Here is a 23305-nt window from a genome sequence, read left to right on the forward strand (position 1 = left end):
AGTGCACATAATTGGTAGTGATTTGTAACATTTCCATCAATGCGTGGATTTACAGGGAGAAAGAGATATTTTCAGGGGGAAAAGCCCATTATTTGCGCTTATTTTTTAGCCTTCAGATATTCCGTAAATATTCAAACTTTTTTTGAGTAAAATAAGTAGCACCTCATTGACCTCAATTTTCAGAAGGCAATATTTTAGCAACGCCTTAATGGCATGATCGTTAAATAAAAAAAACGCCGCAATTAGCGGCGTTTGTCTCTCATTGACCAGAGCAGCAATATTATTCGCCGATCTTAGCCCAGGTATCACGCAGACCCACGGTACGGTTAAATACCGGTTTTTCAGCCGTGCTGTAACGGCTGTCCAGGCAGAAATAACCTTCACGTTCGAACTGGAACGCTTTACCCGCTTCAGCCGCCTTCAGGGACGGTTCAGCATAGCCCTGCTTGATCAGCAGAGATTCCGGGTTGATGACCGCCAGGAAGTCATCTGCCGCACCAGGGTTAGGTACGCTGAACAGGCGGTCGTACAGGCGAATTTCGACCGGTAGCGCGTGTGCTGCGCTTACCCAGTGGATAACGCCTTTCACTTTACGGCCATCCGCCGGATCTTTACTCAGGGTGTCAGCATCATAAGAGCAGAAGATGGTGGTGATGTTACCTTCCGCATCTTTCTCCACGCGCTCAGCTTTAATAACGTAAGCATTACGCAGACGCACTTCTTTACCCAGCACCAGACGCTTGTACTGCTTGTTCGCTTCTTCGCGGAAGTCAGCACGATCTATCCAGATCTCACCGCTGAACGGCACGTCACGGCTTCCCATCTCCGGCTTACCCGGGTGGTTAGGCATAGAAACCAGCTCGCCCTCGCCCTGCGGGTAGTTTTCGATAACCAGTTTCACCGGGTCGATAACCGCCATTGCACGCGGAGCGTTTTCGTTCAGATCTTCACGAATGCAGGATTCCAGAGAAGCGATCTCAATGGTGTTGTCCTGTTTGGTCACGCCAATGCGTTTGCAGAACTCACGAATAGACGCAGAGGTGTAACCACGACGGCGCAGACCAGAGATGGTCGGCATACGTGGGTCATCCCAGCCTTCAACGTGTTTGTCAGTCACCAGCAGATTCAGCTTACGCTTGGACATCACGGTGTATTCCAGATTCAGACGAGAGAACTCGTACTGACGCGGATGCACAGGAATGGTGATGTTATCCAGCACCCAGTCGTACAGACGGCGGTTGTCCTGGAACTCCAGCGTACACAGTGAGTGAGTAATGCCTTCCAGCGCATCGCTGATGCAGTGGGTGAAATCGTACATCGGGTAGATGCACCATTTGTTACCGGTCTGGTGGTGTTCCGCGAACTTAATACGGTACAGCACCGGATCGCGCATCACGATGAACGGCGACGCCATATCGATTTTGGCGCGCAGACATGCTTTGCCTTCTTCGAAACCACCGGCACGCATTTTTTCAAACAGCGCCAGGTTTTCTTCAACACTGCGATCGCGGAACGGGCTATTTTTGCCCGGTGCGGTCAGCGAACCACGGTATTCACGGATTTCGTCAGCAGACAGTTCGTCAACGTACGCCAGACCTTTGTTAATCAGCTCAACCGCATAGGCAAACAGCTGATCAAAATAGTCAGAGGAGTAGCAAATGTCGCCCGACCAGTTGAAGCCCAGCCATTGCACATCGTTCTTGATGGACTCAACGTATTCGATGTCTTCTTTTACTGGGTTGGTGTCATCGAAACGCAGGTTGCACTGTCCCTGGTAGTCTTGCGCAATGCCAAAGTTCAGGCAGATAGATTTCGCATGACCAATATGCAGGTAGCCGTTCGGCTCCGGCGGGAAACGGGTATGAATTGTGGTGTGCTTACCACTGGCCAGATCTTCATCGATGATCTGACGAATAAAGTTACTCGGGCGGGCTTCAGCCTCACTCATCGTGGATTCCTCAAAGCGTAAACAACGTATAACGGCATATGATCTTATAAGCCGGACGTAGTGACAACCCTTAAAACGTCTCTGAAGAAAATAATGGGGGCATTTGCTGCAAAAAAAAGCGGCGAGGGATCCCCCCGCCGCTTAAGGCACAAACTCTACTCAGGAGCGATTACTTGCCTTTAATCTCATACAGTGGGGTTTGACCTGCAACCACCTGACCTTTCGCCTGAATCACCAGGCCGCTGAAGTCGTCGATGTTGCTGCAAACCACCGGGCTAATCATGGAGCGCGCATTGGCGTTCAGGAAGTCCAGATCCATTTCCAGAATCGGCTGACCTGCAACCACTTCAGCACCTTCTTCCACCAGGCGAGTAAAGCCCTGACCGTTCAGCGCAACAGTATCGATACCCATATGGACAACGATCTCCGCACCTTTTTCAGTCTCAAGACAGAACGCGTGGTTGGTGTTGAAGATTTTCACGATGGTTCCGGCAGCCGGAGACACCACGGTTTTTTCCGTTGGTTTCACTGCTACGCCATCACCGACCGCTTTGCTGGCAAACGCTTCATCAGGCACCTGCTCAATGGCAACCACTTCACCGGTTACTGGCGAAACCAGCGCCGCGATGGTTGTCGCGTTTGGCACAGCCTGTGGTTTTGCAGCAGCGGGGGCGGCGACTGGAGCAGCAGACGCTTCCGCTGCGGCTACCGGGCCGGTAGTTTTCATGGCATTAGCAATTTTTTCCGCCACGAAGCCAACGATAATCTGCACGCTGGTTTTGTTCAGGCGGATAACACCGGATGCACCCAGACGTTTTGCCAGCGCTTCATTAACCAGTGAAGAGTCTTTTACGTTCAGACGCAGACGGGTGATACAGGCATCGATACCGGTCAGGTTGTCAGAACCGCCAACTGCAGCAATATACTGACGCGCCAGACCAGAAACGTCCTGATCCTGAGCACCGCTAACATTCATATCCTGACCATCTGCTTCGCTACCGGCAACAGCCAGCTCGCGACCCGGAGTCATCAGGTTGAATTTGGTGATAGTGAAACGGAACACCACGTAGTAGATAGCGAAGAACACCAGACCTTGTGGGATCAGCATCCACCAGTGGGTCGCCAGCGGGTTACGCGAGGAGAGCACCATATCCACCAGACCGGCGCTGAAGCCGAAGCCCGCGATCCAGTGCATGCTTGCAGCAATGAACACAGAGATACCGGTCAGCACAGCGTGGATAACGTACAGTACTGGCGCAACGAACATGAAGGAGAATTCCAGCGGTTCGGTGATACCCGTGAAGAAGGCAGCAAACGCACCTGCCATCATGATACCCAGCACTTTCGCTTTGTTTTCTGGACGCGCGCAGTGGTAGATAGCCAGTGCTGCACCCGGCAGACCGAACATCATGATTGGGAAGAAGCCCGCCTGATAACGACCGGTGATACCAACAACCGCTTTACCTGATTCGATGGACTGTGCGCCACCCAGGAAGTTAGGGATATCGTTAATACCAGCAACGTCGAACCAGAACACGGAGTTCAGCGCGTGGTGCAGACCAACCGGGATCAACAGACGGTTGAAGAACGCATACACGCCCGCACCGGCAGAACCCAGTTTCTGGATGTGTTCACCGAAGTTCACCAGACCGTCGAAAATCAGCGGCCAGATGTACATCAGGATAAACGCAACGAAGATCATCACGAAGGAGGTCAGGATCGGCACCAGACGACGTCCGCTAAAGAAGGAGAGTGCTTTTGGCAGCTCCACACTACTGAAGCGGTTGTACAGTTCTGCGGAAATAATACCCACGAGAATACCGACAAACTGGTTGCTGATCTTACCGAATGCCGCCGGAACCTGGTCCGCCGGGATCTTTTGGATCATTGCCACCGCTGCTGGTGAGCAGAGAGTGGTTAATACGAGGAAACCGACAAAGCCGGTCAGTGCAGCGGCACCGTCTTTATCTTTGGACATACCATAAGCTACACCAATAGCAAACAACACGGACATGTTGTCGATAATGGCGGAACCTGACTTGATGAAGAACGCCGCCAGCGCGCTGGTATTACCCCAGCCGTTGGGGTCGATCCAGTAGCCGACACCCATCAGGATGGCTGCGGCAGGCAGCGTGGCGACCGGCACCATAAGTGCGCGACCAACCTTTTGTAAATAACCTAGAATACTCACTTTCTTCCCCCTATGAGACCCCGTTTAAGGCACATTCTCAGCTGTGTTTTTATTGTGTCACTAACCTATATATACGGTTGATGATTCACTGGCATTCTGAGTGTGTGAAAAATTAATTCGTATCGCAAATTAAACGCGTATTTTTTGTGATTTTTGTCACCAAATATCGTTAATTACCCTCCCTTACACTGGCTAACAGCGAAAACTTATTTTATCATTCAAAAAATCAAGACGGATTGATCTGGCCTGACAAGTTCCGGTTACGCTTAAGTATCAGGTTCCGATAGCTATCCGCCCACGCTTTTACTTTAACTCTTGAGGTGAACAATGAGACTGATTCCCCTGGCAACTGCTGAACAAGTCGGTAAATGGGCCGCTCGTCATATCGCTAACCGTATCAATGCGTTCAAACCAACAGCCGATCGTCCTTTCGTTCTGGGCCTGCCAACTGGCGGGACACCACTGACGGCGTATAAAGCTCTGGTAGAAATGCACAAAGCGGGCCAGGTTAGCTTTAAGCACGTTGTCACCTTCAACATGGACGAATATGTCGGCTTACCAAAGGAACATCCGGAGAGCTACCATAGCTTCATGCACCGTAATTTCTTTGATCACGTTGATATCCCAGCTGAAAATATTAACCTGTTGAATGGAAACGCGCCTGATATTGACGCAGAATGTCGTCAGTATGAAGAAAAAATCCGTTCTTACGGCAAGATCAACCTGTTCATGGGTGGCGTGGGCAACGATGGTCATATCGCCTTTAACGAACCAGCGTCATCGCTGGCTTCGCGTACGCGTATTAAAACGCTGACTCATGACACGCGCGTGGCAAACTCCCGCTTCTTTGACGGCGACGTTAGCCAGGTTCCAAAATACGCCCTGACCGTTGGCGTAGGCACCCTGCTGGATGCCGAAGAAGTGATGATTCTGGTACTGGGCGGCGTAAAAGCACAGGCGCTTCAGGCTGCCGTTGAAGGCAACGTTAACCACATGTGGACCATCAGCTGCCTGCAGCTGCATCCAAAATCAGTCATCGTCTGTGACGAGCCGTCTACGATGGAGCTGAAAGTGAAAACGTTGAAATACTTCAACGAGCTGGAAGCTGAGAACATCAAAGGTCTGTAATTGAATAACCGCCTCTTATCCAGAGGCGGTCGCTTTTTTTTAAACCGGGGGTCGTTATGTACGCTTTAACCCACGGTCGGATTTATACCGGCCACGAAATTCTGGATGACCATGCGATTGTTGTCGCCAATGGCCTGATTGAACGTGTTTGCCCGCTGGCTGAACTGCCACCGGAGATTGAACAGCGCTCACTCAATGGAGCTGTGATCTCCCCCGGTTTCATCGACGTACAGCTTAACGGCTGCGGCGGTGTGCAGTTTAATGACACCGCAGAAGCGGTGACGGTCGACACGCTGGAAATTATGCAGAAAGCCAACGAGAAATCGGGCTGCACCAGCTATCTGCCAACGCTCATCACCAGCAGTGATGATCTGATGAAACAGGGTATCCGCGTGATGCGCGAATACCTGGCAAAACACCCTAATCAGGCGCTGGGTCTGCACCTTGAAGGACCGTGGCTGAACATGGTCAAGAAAGGTACACATAACCCAGATTATGTACGTAAACCTGACGCCGAACTGGTTGATTACATGTGTGCAAACGCCGATGTGATCACCAAAGTGACGCTGGCACCCGAAATGGCGGGGACTGACGTCATCAGCAAACTGGCTGCCGCCGGGATTGTCGTTTCTGCAGGGCACTCAAATGCCACACAGAAAGAAGCCAAAGCAGGCTTCCGTGCCGGTATCACGTTTGCAACCCACCTTTATAACGCCATGCCATATATTACCGGCCGTGAGCCAGGGCTGGTCGGGGCGATTCTGGATGAACCTGACGTCTACTGCGGTATCATCGCCGACGGTTTACACGTCGACTACACCAACATTCGCAACGCCAAGCGCCTGAAAGGTGACAAGCTGTGCCTGGTGACTGACGCCACCGCACCGGCAGGGGCAAATATTGAGCAGTTCATTTTTGCTGGTAAAACAATATACTACCGTAATGGACTGTGTGTGGATGAAAATGGCACGCTGAGTGGTTCGGCCCTGACGATGATCGAAGGGGTGCGTAACCTGGTTGAACATTGCGGGATTGCCCTTGATGAAGTGCTGCGAATGGCAACGCTCTATCCGGCTCGCGCAATGGGCGTGGATAAAAAGCTGGGTGGGATCGCACCGGGTATGGTTGCAAACCTGACGGCATTCACACACGATTATAAAATTATTAAGACCATCGTTAATGGTAACGAGGTCGTCACTGAGTAAGTAAAAGTATGACACCAGGCGGACAAGCTCAAATCGGTAATGTCGATCTCGTTAAACAACTTAACAGCGCGGCAGTTTATCGCCTGATTGACCAACATGGGCCAATCTCACGTATTCAGATAGCCGAACAAAGCCAGCTTGCTCCCGCCAGCGTGACAAAAATTACACGTCAGCTTATTGAGCGCGGCCTGATCAAAGAAGTCGATCAGCAAGCCTCCACCGGGGGACGCCGCGCTATCTCCATTGTTACCGAAACCCGCAATTTTCAGGCTATTGGCGTCCGTCTCGGTCGTCATGACACCACGCTCACGCTCTACGATCTGAGCAGTAAAGCCATCGCCGAAGAGCACTACCCTCTTCCGGAGCGCACCCAGGAAACACTGGAGCACGCGCTGCTGAATACCATCGCGCACTTTATTGAGAACTGTCAGCGCAAGATCCGTGAACTCATTGCCATTTCGGTGATTTTACCCGGCCTTGTCGACCCGGAAACCGGTGTCATTCATTACATGCCGCATATTCAGGTTGAGAACTGGGGGCTGGTCGACGCGCTGGAAAAACGTTTTAAGGTGACCTGCTTTGTGGGTCATGACATTCGCTCTCTGGCGCTGGCAGAGCACTACTTTGGTGCGAGCCAGGACTGCGAAGACTCTATTCTGGTGCGCGTCCACCGTGGTACAGGTGCGGGCATCATCTCCAATGGACGTATTTTTATTGGCCGCAACGGTAACGTCGGAGAAATTGGTCACATCCAGGTGGAACCGCTCGGCGAGCGCTGCCACTGCGGAAACTTTGGCTGCCTCGAAACCATCGCCGCCAACGCAGCCATTGAACATCGCGTTCGCCACCTGCTGGAACAGGGGTATCAAAGTCGCGTCACGCTGGACGATTGCAAGATAGGCACCATTTGCAAAGCCGCCAATAAAGGTGATGCGCTGGCCTGTGAAGTGATCGAGCAAGTTGGACGCCATCTGGGCAAAACCATCGCCATTGCCATCAACCTGTTTAATCCACAAAAAGTGGTGATCGCCGGCGAGATTATCGAAGCAGAAAAAGTGTTACTGCCCGCCATTGAAGGCTGCATTAATACTCAGGCGCTGAAAGCATTTCGCCAGAACTTACCAGTGGTGCGCTCTACGCTCGATCACCGTTCAGCGATTGGTGCCTTTGCGCTGGTAAAACGCGCCATGCTTAACGGGATCCTACTCCAGCATTTGCTGGAATCCTGATCGGATCTTATAGTAACGCCTTCTTTTTTTGATGTCGGAATGTCCATGACCATTAAGAATGTAATTTGTGATATCGACGGCGTGCTGATGCACGACAACGTTGCCGTGCCAGGTGCTGCGGAGTTTCTTCACCGCATCATCGACAAAGGAATGCCACTGGTTCTTCTCACGAACTACCCTTCCCAGACAGGTCAGGATCTGGCGAACCGCTTTGCTACAGCAGGCGTCGACGTGCCGGACACCGTGTTTTACACCTCGGCAATGGCGACGGCGGATTTTCTGAAACGTCAGGAAGGAAAAAAGGCCTATGTGGTGGGCGAAGGCGCGCTGATCCACGAGCTGTATAAAGCAGGCTTTACCATCACTGATGTGAACCCGGATTTTGTGATTGTGGGCGAAACGCGCTCTTTTAACTGGGAGATGATGCATAAAGCAGCGTACTTTGTCGCCAACGGTGCGCGTTTCATCGCCACCAACCCGGACACCCACGGTCGTGGTTTTTATCCGGCCTGCGGGGCGCTGTGTGCCGGTATCGAAAAAATCTCCGGCCGTAAGCCGTTTGTTGTCGGTAAACCGAGCCCGTGGATCATCCGCGCCGCACTGAACAAAATGCAGGCGCATTCAGAGCAGACTGTCATTGTGGGTGACAATTTGCGTACCGACATTCTGGCCGGTTTCCAGGCGGGCCTTGAGACGATCCTCGTACTTTCCGGGGTATCCACACTCGATGATATCGACTCCATGCCGTTCCGGCCGAGCTGGATTTACCCCTCTGTCGATGAAATTGATGTCATCTGATTCAGAACCACGCCTCAGGGCGTGGTTTTTCATTTCCCCCCCTGATAAAGACAGTCACATCTAACAAAACCCACCATTCATTGCATAATCATCAATAAAAACGTTTAGGACATACTCTTTTTTCAACATTCCGCAATCACCATTGCACTATTTCCGTTTTACCCCGTAAAACCCTTGCGCGCCCTCTCCCTTTACGGCATTTTCATAAGCAAGCAACATCACAAAGCAACAGGGTTAACGGAGAAGGTTATGTGTTCAATTTTTGGCGTACTGGATATTAAAACTGACGCGGGCGAACTGCGTAAAAAAGCACTCGAACTGTCCCGCCTGATGCGCCATCGCGGCCCGGACTGGTCAGGTGTTTACGCCAGCGATAAAGCCATTCTGGCGCACGAGCGCCTGTCCATTGTTGACGTCAACGCCGGTGCACAACCGCTGTATAACGAGAAAAAAACGCACGCGCTGGCGGTCAACGGTGAAATCTACAACCATCAGGCATTGCGCGCAGAGTACGGCGATCGCTACGCCTTCCAGACCGGCTCTGACTGTGAAGTCATCCTGGCGCTGTACCAGGAAAAAGGGCCAGAGTTCCTGGACGAACTGCAGGGTATGTTTGCCTTCGCCCTGTACGACAGCGAAAAAGATGCTTACCTGATTGGTCGCGACCATATTGGGATCATCCCGTTGTATATGGGCCACGATGAACACGGCAACTTCTATGTCGCCTCTGAAATGAAAGCGCTGGTACCGGTTTGCCGTACCATCAAAGAGTTCCCGGCAGGCAGCTACCTGTGGAGCAAAGACGGCGAGATCCGCTCGTATTATCAGCGTGACTGGTTCGATTTTGACGCGGTAAAAGACAACGTCACTGATAAAGCCGAACTGCGTCAGGCGCTGGAAGATTCCGTAAAAAGCCATCTGATGTCAGACGTGCCGTACGGCGTATTGCTCTCCGGCGGCCTGGACTCCTCCGTGATCTCTGCGATCACCAAGAAATACGCTGCGCGTCGTGTTGAAGATCAGGAACGTTCAGAAGCCTGGTGGCCACAGCTGCACTCCTTTGCCGTTGGCCTGGAAGGGGCTCCTGACCTGAAAGCTGCACAGGAAGTGGCAAACCACCTGGGCACTGTACACCATGAAATTCACTTCACCGTGCAGGAAGGTCTGGATGCGATCCGCGATGTTATCTATCACATCGAAACTTATGATGTGACCACCATCCGCGCCTCCACGCCGATGTACCTGATGTCGCGTAAAATCAAAGCGATGGGCATTAAGATGGTGCTTTCCGGCGAAGGTTCTGACGAAGTGTTTGGCGGCTACCTGTACTTCCACAAAGCACCGAACGCCAAAGAGCTGCACGAAGAAACCGTGCGTAAACTGCAGGCGCTGCACATGTTTGACTGTGCTCGTGCCAACAAAGCGATGTCCGCCTGGGGTGTGGAAGCTCGTGTACCGTTCCTGGACAAGAAATTCCTCGACGTGGCAATGCGTATCAACCCGCAGGATAAAATGTGCGGCAACGGCAAAATGGAAAAACATATCCTGCGTGAATGTTTCGAATCCTATCTGCCGGCAAGCGTGGCATGGCGTCAGAAAGAGCAGTTCTCTGATGGTGTAGGTTACAGCTGGATCGACACCCTGAAAGAGGTGGCGGCTAAACAGGTTTCCGACCAGCAACTGGAAACCGCGAGCTTCCGCTTCCCGTACAACACGCCGGGCTCTAAAGAAGCATATTTGTACCGCGAGATCTTTGAAGAACTGTTCCCGGTACCGAGCGCTGCCGAGTGTGTTCCGGGTGGCCCATCCGTCGCGTGTTCTTCGGCGAAAGCCATTGAATGGGATGAATCTTTCAAAGCGATGAACGATCCATCAGGGCGTGCGGTAGGCGTTCACCAGTCTGCCTATAAATAAGCAATAAGATTGCAATCAGGCCCTCCGGGGCCTGATTTTTTTGTCTCACTTTTCACTTCCCAAAACCGATTAATAACCAATAATTGCCGAATATTCGGTCACGCTGTTCGCAACCTAACCAAACAGTCACATTCCAGCCATTTTCGTTGAAAAAGGTGTTGACGCTGCAAGGGTCTATACGCATAATGCGCCCCGCAACGCCGATAAGGTAACGCGAAAAAAAGATGGCTACGTAGCTCAGTTGGTTAGAGCACATCACTCATAATGATGGGGTCACAGGTTCGAATCCCGTCGTAGCCACCATCTTTTTTGCGGGAGTGGCGAAATTGGTAGACGCACCAGATTTAGGTTCTGGCGCCGCAAGGTGTGCGAGTTCAAGTCTCGCCTCCCGCACCATTCCCAGGTAAGCGTTGCACGGATGGGGTATCGCCAAGCGGTAAGGCACCGGTTTTTGATACCGGCATTCCCTGGTTCGAATCCAGGTACCCCAGCCATATTTCTTCGATTTTGCGGTTCTCCGCGGTATTGGGGTATCGCCAAGCGGTAAGGCACCGGTTTTTGATACCGGCATTCCCTGGTTCGAATCCAGGTACCCCAGCCATCGAAGAATGCAGTACTGGCTACGTAGCTCAGTTGGTTAGAGCACATCACTCATAATGATGGGGTCACAGGTTCGAATCCCGTCGTAGCCACCAAATTAGTAATCTATCGGGTAATTCGGTAGACTAGAAAAAATTGTTGGGGTATCGCCAAGCGGTAAGGCTCTGGTTTCTGATACCAGCATTCCGAGGTTCGAATCCTCGTACCCCAGCCAATTTAAAAAAGTCGTTAAGCAGTTTGTTTAACGCAATTGGGGTGTCGCCAAGCGGTAAGGCTCTGGTTTCTGATACCAGCATTCCGGGGTTCGAATCCCTGCACCCCAGCCACTTAGTAACAAAAAAGCCCGCTCTGCGGGCTTTTTTGTTTTTGTTGATCAGCATTGTGCGGCCTGATGCCCTCACCCTGCCCCTCTCCCACAGGGAGAGGGAATAAAGATTAAAGTCCTAATGCATATTTCAGCGCCTGGCGCTTCAGACCACCGGCGCGTTCCGCCGCCATCAAGCCAATATTGCGCAGAATACGTACCGGGCCTAAGTCATTACTGAATCCGGCATAGAACAGATCCATCCCTGACTGCATAATGAAGTTATCTGCCATACGCCGTGTCTGGTAGCGCTTCAGTACCTGATGGCTGGCCCAGGCTTCCGCATGATTGCGTGCATTACCCAGCACATCCAGCAAAGCATCGACGTCACGGTATCCCAAATTCACGCCCTGCCCTGCAAGCGGATGAATGGTGTGTGCCGCATCGCCCACCAGCGCCAGCCCTTCACGGGCATACTGCAACGCATGGCGTCGCGTGAGTGGGAATGCGCCGGCAGCAACCGGCGTCACATTGCCCAGACGATGCGGGAAGTGCTGCATAATTTCCTGCTGCAGTTGCGCCATTGAAAGCCCCTGCAACTGGCGAATGCGCGCCGGTTTGTCATACCACACCAGCGATGCCCAGTTATCGAACAACGGTAAAAAGGCGTGTGGCCCATTTGGCGTAAAGTGCTGCCAGGTACTTTCACCGGGAGCCTTCTCACACTGAACGGTGATCAGCATGCAGGATTGTTGATACTGCCAGGCATGCACACCAATGCCCGCCATCTGTCTGACCTGTGAGTTAGCGCCATCAGCCCCCACCACCAGCTTTACAGACAGCTCATCGTCATTATCCAGCGTCAGCACATACCCACTCTCGTGATGATGTAATGCCTTAAGTGATGCAGGAACCCGCAGCGTTACCTTCGGATGCGCCTCCAGCGCCTGCCAGAGCGAGAGCTGCAGAACGTTGTTTTCCACCATATAGCCCAGGCGCGGCAGCTTCAGTTCAGCAGCATCAAACGCGACGTGGGCATTTTCCCACTCCCACGTTTCGAGTCGGCTATAGGGATGGGCACGCATCGCCAGCACCGCATCCCAGACGCCCAGCCCCCGAAGCAAATCAACGGAAGCCGCACTAATGGCGGAAATCCGTACATCCGGTTTGGCCGTTGCATCAAATGCCGCAGGCACCGCCTGTTCAATTACCGTTACCTCAAATCCCTGCTGCGCCAGCCCCAGCGCCAGTGCGCCGCCGACCATACCGCCGCCGACAACGGCAACTTCGGTTTGTTGGAGAGTCATGGTCATTTATCCTTATTGGAGAATCCCTTAAGTTTACCGGATTTTTGTGGTCCTGAGGTTGACAACCTTCATACTGGTCACAACCCCACCAAAGCATTACAATACGCGGCTTGCAATCCTGAGCTGAGCAAGTCGATGACTAAAAAACTCCATATAAAAACCTGGGGCTGTCAGATGAACGAATACGATTCATCAAAGATGGCCGATCTGCTGGATACAACCCACGGATACCAGCTGACTGAAAATGCGAAAGAAGCCGATGTGCTGCTGTTAAACACCTGTTCAATTCGTGAAAAAGCGCAGGAAAAAGTCTTTCACGTGTTAGGTCGCTGGAAACTTCTCAAACGAAAAAATCCGGACCTGATCATCGGCGTGGGCGGCTGCGTCGCGTCGCAGGAAGGTAAGCTGATCCGCCAGAGAGCCCCCTACGTGGATATCGTCTTTGGCCCTCAAACCCTGCACCGCCTGCCTGAGATGATCAATCAGGTTCGCGGCAATCGTAGCCCGGTTGTAGACGTGAGCTTCCCGGAGATCGAAAAATTCGACCGTCTGCCTGAGCCGCGCGCGGACGGCCCGACCGCCTTCGTCTCCATCATGGAAGGCTGCAACAAATACTGTACTTACTGCGTGGTACCTTACACTCGCGGTGAGGAAGTCAGCCGCCCGGCCGATGACATTCTGTTTGAAATCGCACAGCTTGCTGCGCAAGGTGTACGCGAAGTGAACCTGTTGGGCCAGAACGTTAACGCCTGGCGCGGTGAAAACTATGACGGCACCACCGGCAGCTTCGCGGAATTGCTGCGCCTGGTCGCCGCGATTGACGGTATTGATCGTATTCGCTTTACCACCAGCCACCCGATGGAATTTACCGATGACATCATCGATGTCTATCGCGATACGCCGGAGCTGGTGAGCTTCCTGCACCTGCCGATTCAGTGTGGCTCTGACCGCGTACTGAACCTGATGGGGCGTCCGCATACGGTGCTGGAGTATAAATCCACCATCCGCAAGCTGCGTGAAGCTCGTCCGGATATCCAGATTAGCTCAGACTTCATCGTCGGCTTCCCTGGTGAAACCGATGATGACTTTGAACGCACCATGAAGCTCATCGGAGACGTGAATTTTGACGTGAGCTACAGCTTTGTCTTCTCTGCACGTCCTGGCACCCCGGCGGCCGATATGGTCGACGATGTGCCGGAAGAAGAGAAAAAACAGCGTCTGTACATTCTGCAGGAACGTATCAACCAGCAGGCAAACGCCTGGAGCCGTCGTATGCTCGGCACCACCCAGCGCATCCTGGTGGAAGGCACCTCCCGCAAAAGCATTATGGAGCTGTCCGGCCGTACCGAGAATAACCGCGTGGTGAACTTTGAAGGTACTCCGGATATGATCGGCAAATTCGTCGACGTCGAAATTGTCGAGGTGCTGACCAACTCTCTGCGTGCGAAGCGGGTACGTACCGAAGATGAAATGGGTCTGCGTATTGCTGAATCACCGGAATCCGTTATTTCTCGTACCCGCAAAGAAAACGATTCTGGCGTAGGTATTTACCAGCCTTAATGCCTCTGGCCTGCCTGTCCGGCAGGCCTTGTATTTCCTCTCAACGTCCCAATATCTTCCGCAATGCTTGCGCCTTTATTCTGTGGCGTGAATAATTTCGGTAATGACCGCTTTATTACGCCATATGGCACCAGGTCAGCTAACCAATCAAAGAGGAACGGTTTGAACATAGACACGCGTGAAATTAGCCTTGAGCCTGCAGACAACGCTCGCCTGCTGAGCCTGTGCGGGCCGTTTGATGACAACATCAAACAACTGGAGCGACGTCTGGGTATCGAAATCTATCGTCGCGATAACCATTTCAAACTTACCGGACGCCCAATTTGCGTCAACGCCGCTGCGGATATTCTGCGTAGCCTGTATGTCGATACCGCCCCGATGCGTGGCGAAACGCAGGATATCGAACCGGAGCAGATCCACCTCGCCATTAAAGAGGCGCGCGTGCTTGAGCAGAGCGCAGAAAGCGTGCCGGACTACGGCAAGGCGATCAACATCAAAACCAAGCGCGGCGTCATTAAACCGCGTACGCCGAACCAGGCGCAGTACATCGCCAACATCCTCGACCATGACATCACCTTCGGTGTAGGTCCGGCGGGTACAGGTAAAACCTATCTGGCGGTTGCCGCTGCCGTTGATGCACTGGAGCGTCAGGATATTCGCCGTATCCTGCTGACCCGCCCGGCGGTAGAGGCCGGTGAAAAACTGGGCTTCCTGCCAGGCGATCTCAGCCAGAAGGTCGACCCGTACCTGCGTCCGCTGTATGACGCGCTGTTCGAAATGCTGGGTTTTGAGAAAGTTGAGAAGCTCATTGAGCGCAACGTTATCGAAGTGGCTCCGCTTGCTTACATGCGTGGCCGTACGCTTAACGACGCCTTCATCATTCTCGATGAGAGCCAGAACACCACCATCGAACAGATGAAAATGTTCCTGACGCGTATCGGCTTTAACTCGAAAGCGGTCATCACCGGTGATGTCACCCAGATCGACCTGCCGCGCAGCACCAAATCGGGTCTGCGTCACGCCATTGAAGTGCTGGCCGAAGTCGACGAAATCAGCTTTAACTTCTTCCACAGCGAAGACGTGGTACGCCATCCGGTTGTCGCACGCATCGTTAACGCCTATGAAGCCTGGGAAGAAGCAGAACAAAAACGTAAGGCCGAACTGGCTGCAGAACGTAAGCGCGAAGCGCAGGAGCAAGAACAAAAATGAGTCAGGTGATCCTCGATTTACAACTGGCCTGTGAAGACAATTCCGGCATGCCAGAAGAGGCGCAGTTTCAGAAATGGCTGGATGCCGTAATCCCTCAGTTTCAGGAAGAATCAGAAGTCACGATTCGCCTGGTGGATGAAGCAGAAAGCCATGAGCTTAACCTGACCTACCGTGGGAAAGATAAGCCGACCAACGTGCTCTCTTTCCCTTTTGAAGCCCCACCAGGCATTGAAATGCCACTGCTGGGCGATCTGATCATCTGCCGTCAGGTAGTTGAACAGGAAGCCAAAGAGCAGCAAAAACCGCTTGAGGCCCACTGGGCACACATGGTGGTACATGGCAGCCTGCATCTGCTGGGCTACGATCATATTGAAGATGACGAAGCGGAAGAGATGGAGTCCCTCGAGACAGAGATAATGCTTGCTCTGGGCTATGAGGATCCGTACATTGCCGAGAAAGAATAGTCAGTCATCAGGCTGACTAACATGCCGCCGCGCAAGGAATTAACGCGGCGGTGAACTGAGAACTCACAAGAGAACCCTTAACAAACGCCATGAGCGACGACAATTCACACAGTAGCGACACGACAAACGGTAAAAAAGGATTTTTCTCCTTCATTCTGAACCAGCTTTTCCACGGCGAACCCAAAAACCGTGACGAACTGCTGGAGCTGATTCGTGATTCCGGGCAAAACGACCTTATCGACGAAGATACGCGCGAAATGCTCGAAGGGGTCATGGACATCGCCGACCAGCGTGTTCGCGATATCATGATCCCCCGCTCGCAGATGATCACCCTGAAACGTAACCAGACGCTGGACGAGTGCCTCGATGTCATCATCGAATCCGCCCACTCGCGTTTCCCGGTCATCAGCGAAGATAAAGATCACATTGAAGGGATCCTGATGGCGAAAGATCTGCTGCCGTTTATGCGCAGCGATGCCGAAGCCTTCAGCATGGAAAAAGTGTTACGCCAGGCCGTGGTCGTGCCGGAAAGTAAACGTGTGGATCGGATGCTGAAAGAGTTTCGCTCTCAGCGCTACCACATGGCGATTGTGATTGATGAATTTGGTGGCGTGTCCGGTCTGGTCACGATCGAAGATATTCTTGAGCTGATCGTGGGTGAAATCGAAGACGAGTATGACGAAGAAGAGGATATCGACTTCCGTCAGCTCAGCCGCCATACCTGGACCGTGCGCGCGCTAGCCTCGATTGAGGACTTCAACGACACCTTTGGCACCCATTTCAGTGACGAAGAGGTGGATACCATCGGCGGACTGGTGATGCAGGCCTTTGGTCATCTCCCGGCTCGCGGGGAAACCGTTGACATCGACGGTTACCAATTCAAGGTCGCGATGGCCGACAGCAGACGTATTATTCAGGTTCACGTCAGAATGCCGGACGACTCACCGGTGCCAAAACTGGAAGATTAATGTAAATGGCATTTGCCTCATTGCTTGAACGCCAGCGCGTCCGTTTGCTGCTGGCGCTGTTGCTCGGAGCCAGCGGTACGCTGGCTTTTTCTCCTTACGATATCTGGCCTGCCGCGCTCCTGTCTCTGATGGGGCTGCAGGGGTTAACCTTAAACCGCCGTCCGGTACAGGCCGCCGCTATTGGCTACGTCTGGGGGCTGGGGCTATTTGGCTCAGGCATCAACTGGGTTTATGTCAGCATCGCCCAGTTTGGCGGTATGCCGGGGCCAGTTAACGTCTTCCTGGTCGTGTTGCTCGCCGCGTATCTCTCGCTGTATACCGGTCTTTTCGCCGGCATCCTCTCTCGCTTGTGGCCAAAAACGACCTGGATCCGCGTCGCCATTGCGGCCCCGGTTGTCTGGCAAATTACCGAATTCCTGCGCGGCTGGGTGCTGACAGGCTTCCCGTGGCTACAGTTCGGCTACAGCCAGATCGACGGCCCGCTGAAAGGGCTGGCACCGGTAATGGGTATTGAGGCCATTAACTTCCTGCTGATGGTGGTAAGTGGCCTGCTGGTACTGGCGCTGGTTACCCGCAGCTGGCGACCGCTGGTCGCCGCTCTGGTGCTGTTTGCCCTTCCCTTCCCGCTGCGTTACATCCAGTGGTATACCCTGCAGCCAGAGCGCGCGACACAGGTGTCTATGGTGCAGGGCGATATTCCGCAGTCGATGAAGTGGGACGAGAAGCAGCTACTGAACACGCTGAAAATCTACGCCAACGCGACCGAAGAGGTGATGGGGAAATCGCAGCTGATTATCTGGCCGGAATCTGCCATTCCCGATCTGGAAATGAATCAGCAACCGTTCCTGAACATGATGAACGATCTGCTGCGCGCACGCGGCAGTACGCTGATTACCGGGATTGTCGATGCACGACTGAATCAGCAAAACCGTTATGACACCTACAACACCATCATTACGCTCGGCAAAGACAGCGAATACAGCTACAACTCCACCGACCGTTATAATAAGAACCACCTGGTGCCGTTTGGTGAGTTTGTACCGCTGGAGTCGATTTTGCGCCCGCTGGCTCCATTCTTTGACCTGCCGATGTCCTCCTTCAGCCGGGGCCCGTACGTTCAGCCACAGCTGCATGCGCACAATTTTGCCCTGACAGCGGCCATTTGCTACGAGATCATCCTCGGCGAGCAGGTACGCGATAACTTCCGCCCGGATACCGACTTCCTGCTGACCATCTCCAATGATGCCTGGTTTGGTAAGTCGATTGGCCCGTGGCAGCACTTCCAGATGGCGCGTATGCGCTCCCTGGAGCTGGCGCGTCCGCTGCTGCGTAGCACCAACAACGGCATCACCGCCGTGATTGGCCCGCAGGGCGAAATCCAGGCCATGATCCCGCAATTCACACGCGACGTGCTGACGACAAGGGTCACACCGACAACAGGTCTGACGCCATACGCCCGCACCGGCAACTGGCCGCTGTGGATCCTGACCGCTCTGTTTGGTTTTGGTGCAGTGCTGATGAGCCTTCGCCAGCGCCGTAGATAATCTCACCTTTTCCTGCCGGGTGGCGACTGCGCCTTACCCGGCCTACTTTCTCATGCTGTAGGTCGGGTAAGGCGTAGCCGTCACCCGACAATTTCCTCCAAACTCTCATTCTGGCACGCCTATTGCTTTGTTTATTCAGGCAAACGCAGTTTAGCTTAATGTGCAACCTTGTCGCACCAGAGTCGATCACCGGTAGCACCGAAACGGTGCAACGAGAGATTTTTGCCTCTGAATGGTGCGGCGCGCCTCGCAAAAATAAACAATAACGCAGCAAAATCTTTACATTAAGCCAGACTAAATGTTAACAAGCTTGCATAACACTGCACTCGCATAGCGCGAGATATAACAACATCACAATGGGTATCAATGCGTCGCTGGCGCTGATAAGAAAGGAGTTGGGTATGCAATTACGTAAACTGGCCACAGCAATGCTGGTTATGGGGATGTCCGCAGGCGTCGTTCACGCTGAAGACGCTCCGGCAGCAGGAAGCACTCTCGATAAGATTGCCAAAAACGGCGTGATCGTGGTCGGCCACCGTGAATCTTCTGTCCCGTTCTCTTACTACGACAACACGCAAAAAGTCGTGGGCTATTCACAGGATTACTCCAACGCTATCGTTGAAGCCGTGAAGAAAAAGCTGAACAAACCTGACCTGCAGGTAAAACTGATTCCAATCACCTCTCAGAACCGTATTCCACTGCTGCAAAACGGCACCTTCGATTTTGAATGTGGTTCCACCACTAACAACCTTGAACGTCAGAAGCAGGCTGCTTTCTCTGACACCATCTTCGTGGTTGGTACCCGCCTGCTGACCAAAAAAGGCGGCGAGATTAAAGATTTTGCTGACCTGAAAGGCAAAGCCGTCGTTGTGACCTCCGGTACCACCTCAGAAGTGCTGCTGCACAAGCTGAACGACGAGAAGAAAATGGATATGCGCATCATCAGCGCGAAAGACCACGGTGACTCCTTCCGTACTCTGGAAAGTGGTCGTGCCGTTGCGTTTATGATGGATGATGCCCTGCTGGCAGGTGAACGCGCGAAAGCGAAGAAACCAGACAACTGGGAAATCGTCGGCACCGCGCAATCAAAAGAAGCCTACGGTTGTATGCTGCGTAAAGACGACGCAGACTTCAAAAAGCTGATCGATGACACCATCGCGCAGGCACAAACTTCCGGTGAAGCGGAAAAATGGTTCGACAAGTGGTTCAAGAACCCAATCCCACCGAAGAACCTGAACATGAACTTCGAACTGTCTGACGACATGAAAGCACTGTTCAAATCACCAAACGACAAAGCTCTTAACTAATTAGAACAACAGGGGCGGGATCTCCTGCCCTCTCGATTGTCGGGAAGCATGGACAGACTATACGTTGAGTGGTCGTTCCCCACTCAGCGCGAAAAATGAGCTTCTCACCAATCTTCGAGGGTAGCGCTGCTACCCTTTTTTTTCTGGAGTTTATTATGTCAATAGACTGGAACTGGGGCATTTTTCTGCAACAAGCTCCGTTCGGCAACACCACCTATCTTGGCTGGCTATGGAGCGGCTTTCAGGTCACCGTTGCATTATCGATAACGGCGTGGATTATCGCGTTTCTTGTCGGTTCACTGTTCGGTATTCTGCGCACCGTCCCTAACCGCTTTCTTTCAACCCTCGGCACCCTGTATGTGGAACTGTTCCGTAACGTTCCGCTGATTGTGCAGTTCTTTACCTGGTATCTGGTTATCCCGGAACTGCTGCCGGAAAATATCGGTACGTGGTTCAAGTCAGAACTGGATCCGAACATTCAGTTCTTTGTCTCCTCAATGCTCTGTCTGGGGCTGTTTACCGCTGCCCGTGTGTGCGAGCAGGTACGTGCTGCCATTCAGTCCCTTCCGCGCGGACAAAAGAATGCCGGTCTGGCGATGGGTCTGACACTGCCACAAACCTACCGCTATGTGCTGCTGCCTAACGCCTACCGCGTTATCGTTCCGCCGATGACCTCAGAGATGATGAACCTGGTGAAAAACTCGGCCATCGCCTCCACTATCGGTCTGGTGGATATGGCCGCACAGGCTGGCAAGCTGCTGGATTATTCCGCTCATGCCTGGGAATCCTTCACGGCAATCACGCTCGCGTATGTTCTGATTAACGCATTCATCATGCTGGTGATGAACCTGGTTGAACGCAAAATTCGCCTGCCGGGCAATCTGGGGGGTAAATAATGTACGATTTTGACTGGAGTTCTATTGTTCCTTCTATGCCATACCTGCTGGATGGCCTGGTGATCACCTTAAAGATCACCGTGACGGCCATTATTATTGGTATCGTCTGGGGAACCCTGCTGGCGGTCATGCGTCTGTCGAGCTTTAAGCCGCTCGCCTGGTTTGCGACGGCCTACGTTAACGTTTTCCGTTCCATCCCGCTGGTGATGGTGCTGCTGTGGTTTTACCTGATCGTTCCCGGTTTCCTGCAAAACGTACTGGGGCTGTCACCCAAAACCGATATCCGCCTGATTTCAGCGATGGTGGCGTTCTCAATGTTTGAGGCCGCTTACTACTCAGAAATTATCCGTGCGGGTATTCAGAGCATCTCCCGTGGGCAGTCCAGCGCGGCTCTGGCGCTGGGGATGACGCACTGGCAGTCAATGCAGCTCATTATTCTGCCACAGGCGTTTCGCGCTATGGTTCCACTCCTGCTGACCCAGGGTATCGTGCTGTTCCAGGATACCTCGCTGGTCTACGTACTGAGCCTGGCAGACTTCTTCCGTACTGCGTCCACCATTGGTGAGCGTGATGGTACGCAGGTCGAGATGGTGCTCTTCGCAGGTAGTGTCTATTTTGTGATTAGTTTAAGCGCGTCGCTGTTGGTCAGTTGGCTGAAGAAAAGGACGGTATAATGATTTCCCTGAAAAATGTTTCTAAATGGTATGGGCACTTTCAGGTGCTGACCGACTGCTCCACCGAAGTGAAAAAAGGCGATGTAGTGGTGGTGTGTGGACCGTCCGGCTCTGGTAAATCCACGCTTATCAAAACGGTCAACGGTCTGGAACCGGTGCAGCAAGGTGAAATCCTCGTCAACGGCACCAAAGTCAATGACAAGAAAACCAACCTTGCCCAGTTGCGCTCTCACGTCGGGATGGTGTTCCAGCATTTTGAACTGTTCCCGCACCTCTCCATTATCGAGAACCTGACGCTGGCGCAGGTGAAAGTACTTAAGCGTGATAAAAAACTCGCGCGCGAGAAGGGGCTGAAGTTACTGGAACGTGTGGGGCTGTCCGCTCATGCCGATAAATTCCCGGCACAGCTTTCCGGCGGTCAGCAGCAGCGCGTGGCTATTGCACGTGCGCTGTGTATGGATCCTGTTGCCATGCTTTTCGATGAACCCACTTCCGCGCTTGATCCGGAAATGATCAACGAAGTGCTGGACGTCATGGTTGAGCTGGCGCATGAAGGAATGACCATGATGGTAGTGACGCACGAGATGGGCTTCGCGCGTAAAGTGGCCAACCGCGTGATCTTCATGGACGAAGGCAAAATTGTTGAGGACTCGCCAAAAGAAGAGTTCTTCGCCAACCCGAAATCCGAACGCGCGAAAGACTTCCTCGCCAAAATCCTGCATTAATCTTCTCAGTGCGCAGTCTACGGATTGCGCACTGCTTCACGCTTTCTGTCTCTTGTTCTCGTCGGTATCTCAATGCAGCGTTAACCTTGTCACAAAATAACGCCAGGAATGGAGAACCCTATGACACAGCCCATCATTCTTGATTGCGACCCGGGTCATGATGACGCGATCGCACTCGTCCTTGCACTTGCCTCCCCTGAACTGGAGGTCAAAGCCGTCACCTCCTCTGCCGGAAACCAGACGCCAGAAAAAACGCTGCGCAACGTCCTGCGTATGCTAACGCTGTTAAAACGCACCGATATCCCGGTCGCTGGCGGGGCCGCGAAACCGTTAATGCGTGAGCTGATCATTGCTGACAACGTTCACGGTGAAAGTGGGCTGGATGGCCCTGCCCTCCCTGAGCCGGGTTTTGCGCCGCAAAACTGCACCGCCGTTGAACTGATGGCAAAAGTGCTGCGCGAAAGCACTGAACCCGTCACACTGGTGTCCACCGGCCCGCAGACCAACGTCGCGCTGCTGCTCAACAGCCATCCGGAACTGCACGACAAAATCGCCCGAATTGTGATAATGGGCGGTGCGATGGGGCTAGGGAACTGGACGCCTGCGGCGGAATTCAACATTTTTGTCGACCCGGAAGCCGCAGAAATTGTCTTCCAGTCGGGTTTGCCGGTTGTGATGGCAGGGCTTGATGTGACCCACCGTGCGCAGATTATGGCCGACGACATTGAACGCTTTCGTACCATCGGTAACCCGGTTGCCACAACGGTTGCAGAGCTGCTCGACTTCTTTATGGAATACCATAAAGCGGAGAAATGGGGCTTCCACGGCGCACCGCTACATGACCCGTGTACTATTGCCTGGCTGCTGAAACCCGAAATGTTTACCACGGTAGACAGGTGGGTCGGCGTTGAAACGCAGGGGAAATATACCCAGGGGATGACGGTGGTGGATTACTACTCGCTGAGCGGGAACACCCCCAATACCACGGTAATGGTAGATATTGACCGGGAGGCGTTTGTGGATTTGCTGGCGGAGAGACTCGGTTTTTATAGTGCGGCCTGATGCCCTCACCCTGGCCCTCTCCCACAGGGAGAGGGAACAAACACTAAAAACGGCAACTGCGTTGCCGTTTTGCTTTTACCTCGTGCGGCCTGATGCCCTCACCCTGGCCCTCTCCCACGGGGAGAGGGAACAAACACTAAAAACGGCAACGCAGTTGCCGTTTTGCTTTTACCTCGTGCGGCCTGATGCCCTCACTGAAGTGGTCTACTTAATTTGGACACGACCTGAGGTTCTTTGTCTTTCCATCTCGGCAGGTGTTAACCCTCCGTTGT

18 protein-coding genes and 7 tRNA genes are annotated in these 23305 nt (G+C 53.0%); 22 read left to right on the top strand and 3 right to left on the bottom strand.

Annotated elements, in window-relative coordinates; genetic code table 11:
* Window positions 1–280: 280 nt before the first annotated feature.
* Together glnS and nagE are read right to left on the bottom strand one after the other, a co-directional pair.
* Window positions 281–1948: a glutamine--tRNA ligase gene (glnS, locus tag ACJ9N4_RS01970; protein WP_182274125.1), complete on the bottom strand. Its 1668-nt coding sequence runs from the start codon at window positions 1946–1948 to the stop codon at window positions 281–283.
* A 169-nt stretch (window positions 1949–2117) separates the two neighbouring features.
* Window positions 2118–4139, bottom strand: coding sequence for an N-acetylglucosamine-specific PTS transporter subunit IIBC (gene nagE / locus ACJ9N4_RS01975; protein WP_182274124.1), 2022 nt, complete (start codon window positions 4137–4139; stop codon window positions 2118–2120).
* Between the two features lie 327 nt (window positions 4140–4466).
* On the opposite strand from nagE, the gene nagB reads away from it, so the two are divergent.
* From nagB to ACJ9N4_RS02035, 12 genes are all read left to right on the top strand, one after another.
* Window positions 4467–5267, top strand: coding sequence for a glucosamine-6-phosphate deaminase (gene nagB, locus ACJ9N4_RS01980; protein WP_182274123.1), 801 nt, complete (start codon window positions 4467–4469; stop codon window positions 5265–5267).
* A gap of 56 nt (window positions 5268–5323) precedes the next feature.
* Window positions 5324–6472: an N-acetylglucosamine-6-phosphate deacetylase gene (nagA, locus tag ACJ9N4_RS01985; protein ID WP_182274122.1), complete on the top strand. Its 1149-nt coding sequence runs from the start codon at window positions 5324–5326 to the stop codon at window positions 6470–6472.
* Window positions 6473–6480: 8 nt separating this feature from the next.
* Window positions 6481–7701 carry a DNA-binding transcriptional regulator NagC gene (gene nagC / locus ACJ9N4_RS01990; protein ID WP_182919595.1) on the top strand — a complete coding sequence of 407 codons (1221 nt, stop codon included), beginning with the start codon at window positions 6481–6483 and terminating at the stop codon, window positions 7699–7701.
* Between the two features lie 45 nt (window positions 7702–7746).
* Window positions 7747–8499 (top strand): ribonucleotide monophosphatase NagD, encoded by a 753-nt coding sequence (gene nagD, locus ACJ9N4_RS01995; protein ID WP_166717394.1) that lies wholly within the window; start codon window positions 7747–7749, stop codon window positions 8497–8499.
* A gap of 249 nt (window positions 8500–8748) precedes the next feature.
* On the top strand, window positions 8749–10413 hold the full coding sequence (asnB, locus tag ACJ9N4_RS02000; protein WP_182274120.1) for an asparagine synthase B: 1665 nt from the start codon (window positions 8749–8751) through the stop codon (window positions 10411–10413).
* A gap of 226 nt (window positions 10414–10639) precedes the next feature.
* Window positions 10640–10716: transfer RNA gene (locus tag ACJ9N4_RS02005), tRNA-Met, on the top strand.
* 8 nt (window positions 10717–10724) lie between these two features.
* Window positions 10725–10809 (top strand) — tRNA-Leu (locus ACJ9N4_RS02010).
* Window positions 10810–10832: 23 nt separating this feature from the next.
* A tRNA-Gln gene (locus tag ACJ9N4_RS02015) sits at window positions 10833–10907 on the top strand.
* Between the two features lie 32 nt (window positions 10908–10939).
* Window positions 10940–11014: transfer RNA gene (locus ACJ9N4_RS02020), tRNA-Gln, on the top strand.
* 17 nt (window positions 11015–11031) lie between these two features.
* Window positions 11032–11108 (top strand) — tRNA-Met (locus tag ACJ9N4_RS02025).
* 44 nt (window positions 11109–11152) lie between these two features.
* Window positions 11153–11227 (top strand) — tRNA-Gln (locus tag ACJ9N4_RS02030).
* Window positions 11228–11264: 37 nt separating this feature from the next.
* Window positions 11265–11339: transfer RNA gene (locus ACJ9N4_RS02035), tRNA-Gln, on the top strand.
* A 109-nt stretch (window positions 11340–11448) separates the two neighbouring features.
* Here ACJ9N4_RS02035 and ubiF read toward each other — a convergent pair.
* Entirely contained in the window at window positions 11449–12624 is a 1176-nt protein-coding gene (gene ubiF / locus ACJ9N4_RS02040; RefSeq protein ID WP_182919594.1) for a 3-demethoxyubiquinol 3-hydroxylase, read from the bottom strand.
* A 135-nt stretch (window positions 12625–12759) separates the two neighbouring features.
* Between ubiF and miaB the strand changes: the two genes are divergently transcribed.
* The 10 genes from miaB (at window position 12760) to rihA (ending at window position 23033) form a co-directional block, all read left to right on the top strand.
* Entirely contained in the window at window positions 12760–14184 is a 1425-nt protein-coding gene (gene miaB, locus ACJ9N4_RS02045) for a tRNA (N6-isopentenyl adenosine(37)-C2)-methylthiotransferase MiaB (RefSeq protein WP_182274118.1), read from the top strand.
* A gap of 162 nt (window positions 14185–14346) precedes the next feature.
* Window positions 14347–15393: a PhoH family protein gene (locus ACJ9N4_RS02050; protein WP_182274117.1), complete on the top strand. Its 1047-nt coding sequence runs from the start codon at window positions 14347–14349 to the stop codon at window positions 15391–15393.
* Window positions 15390–15857 (top strand): rRNA maturation RNase YbeY, encoded by a 468-nt coding sequence (gene ybeY, locus ACJ9N4_RS02055; protein ID WP_003858677.1) that lies wholly within the window; start codon window positions 15390–15392, stop codon window positions 15855–15857. Before ACJ9N4_RS02050 ends, ybeY begins: the two co-directional genes overlap by 4 nt.
* An 89-nt stretch (window positions 15858–15946) precedes the next feature.
* The gene (corC, locus tag ACJ9N4_RS02060; RefSeq protein WP_182274116.1) at window positions 15947–16825 is read left to right on the top strand and encodes a CNNM family magnesium/cobalt transport protein CorC; all 879 of its coding nucleotides are present in this window, start codon (window positions 15947–15949) and stop codon (window positions 16823–16825) included.
* A 5-nt stretch (window positions 16826–16830) separates the two neighbouring features.
* Window positions 16831–18369, top strand: a complete 1539-nt coding sequence (gene lnt, locus ACJ9N4_RS02065) for an apolipoprotein N-acyltransferase (RefSeq protein ID WP_182919593.1) — start codon at window positions 16831–16833, stop codon at window positions 18367–18369.
* A gap of 401 nt (window positions 18370–18770) precedes the next feature.
* Entirely contained in the window at window positions 18771–19676 is a 906-nt protein-coding gene (locus ACJ9N4_RS02070; protein ID WP_182274114.1) for an amino acid ABC transporter substrate-binding protein, read from the top strand.
* A gap of 155 nt (window positions 19677–19831) precedes the next feature.
* Window positions 19832–20572 carry a glutamate/aspartate ABC transporter permease GltJ gene (gene gltJ / locus ACJ9N4_RS02075; protein ID WP_182274113.1) on the top strand — a complete coding sequence of 247 codons (741 nt, stop codon included), beginning with the start codon at window positions 19832–19834 and terminating at the stop codon, window positions 20570–20572.
* Window positions 20572–21246 (top strand): glutamate/aspartate ABC transporter permease GltK, encoded by a 675-nt coding sequence (gene gltK / locus ACJ9N4_RS02080; RefSeq protein ID WP_182274112.1) that lies wholly within the window; start codon window positions 20572–20574, stop codon window positions 21244–21246. Before gltJ ends, gltK begins: the two co-directional genes overlap by 1 nt.
* A complete protein-coding gene (locus ACJ9N4_RS02085) occupies window positions 21246–21971 on the top strand; it encodes an amino acid ABC transporter ATP-binding protein (protein ID WP_014069335.1) in 726 nt (241 codons plus the stop codon). Before gltK ends, ACJ9N4_RS02085 begins: the two co-directional genes overlap by 1 nt.
* A 120-nt stretch (window positions 21972–22091) precedes the next feature.
* Window positions 22092–23033 carry a pyrimidine-specific ribonucleoside hydrolase RihA gene (gene rihA, locus ACJ9N4_RS02090; RefSeq protein WP_196390987.1) on the top strand — a complete coding sequence of 314 codons (942 nt, stop codon included), beginning with the start codon at window positions 22092–22094 and terminating at the stop codon, window positions 23031–23033.
* The last annotated feature ends 272 nt before the right edge of the window (window positions 23034–23305 follow it).

The organism is Enterobacter sp. LM3, assembly GCF_046622475.1.
Lineage (GTDB): Bacteria > Pseudomonadota > Gammaproteobacteria > Enterobacterales > Enterobacteriaceae > Enterobacter > Enterobacter cloacae_P.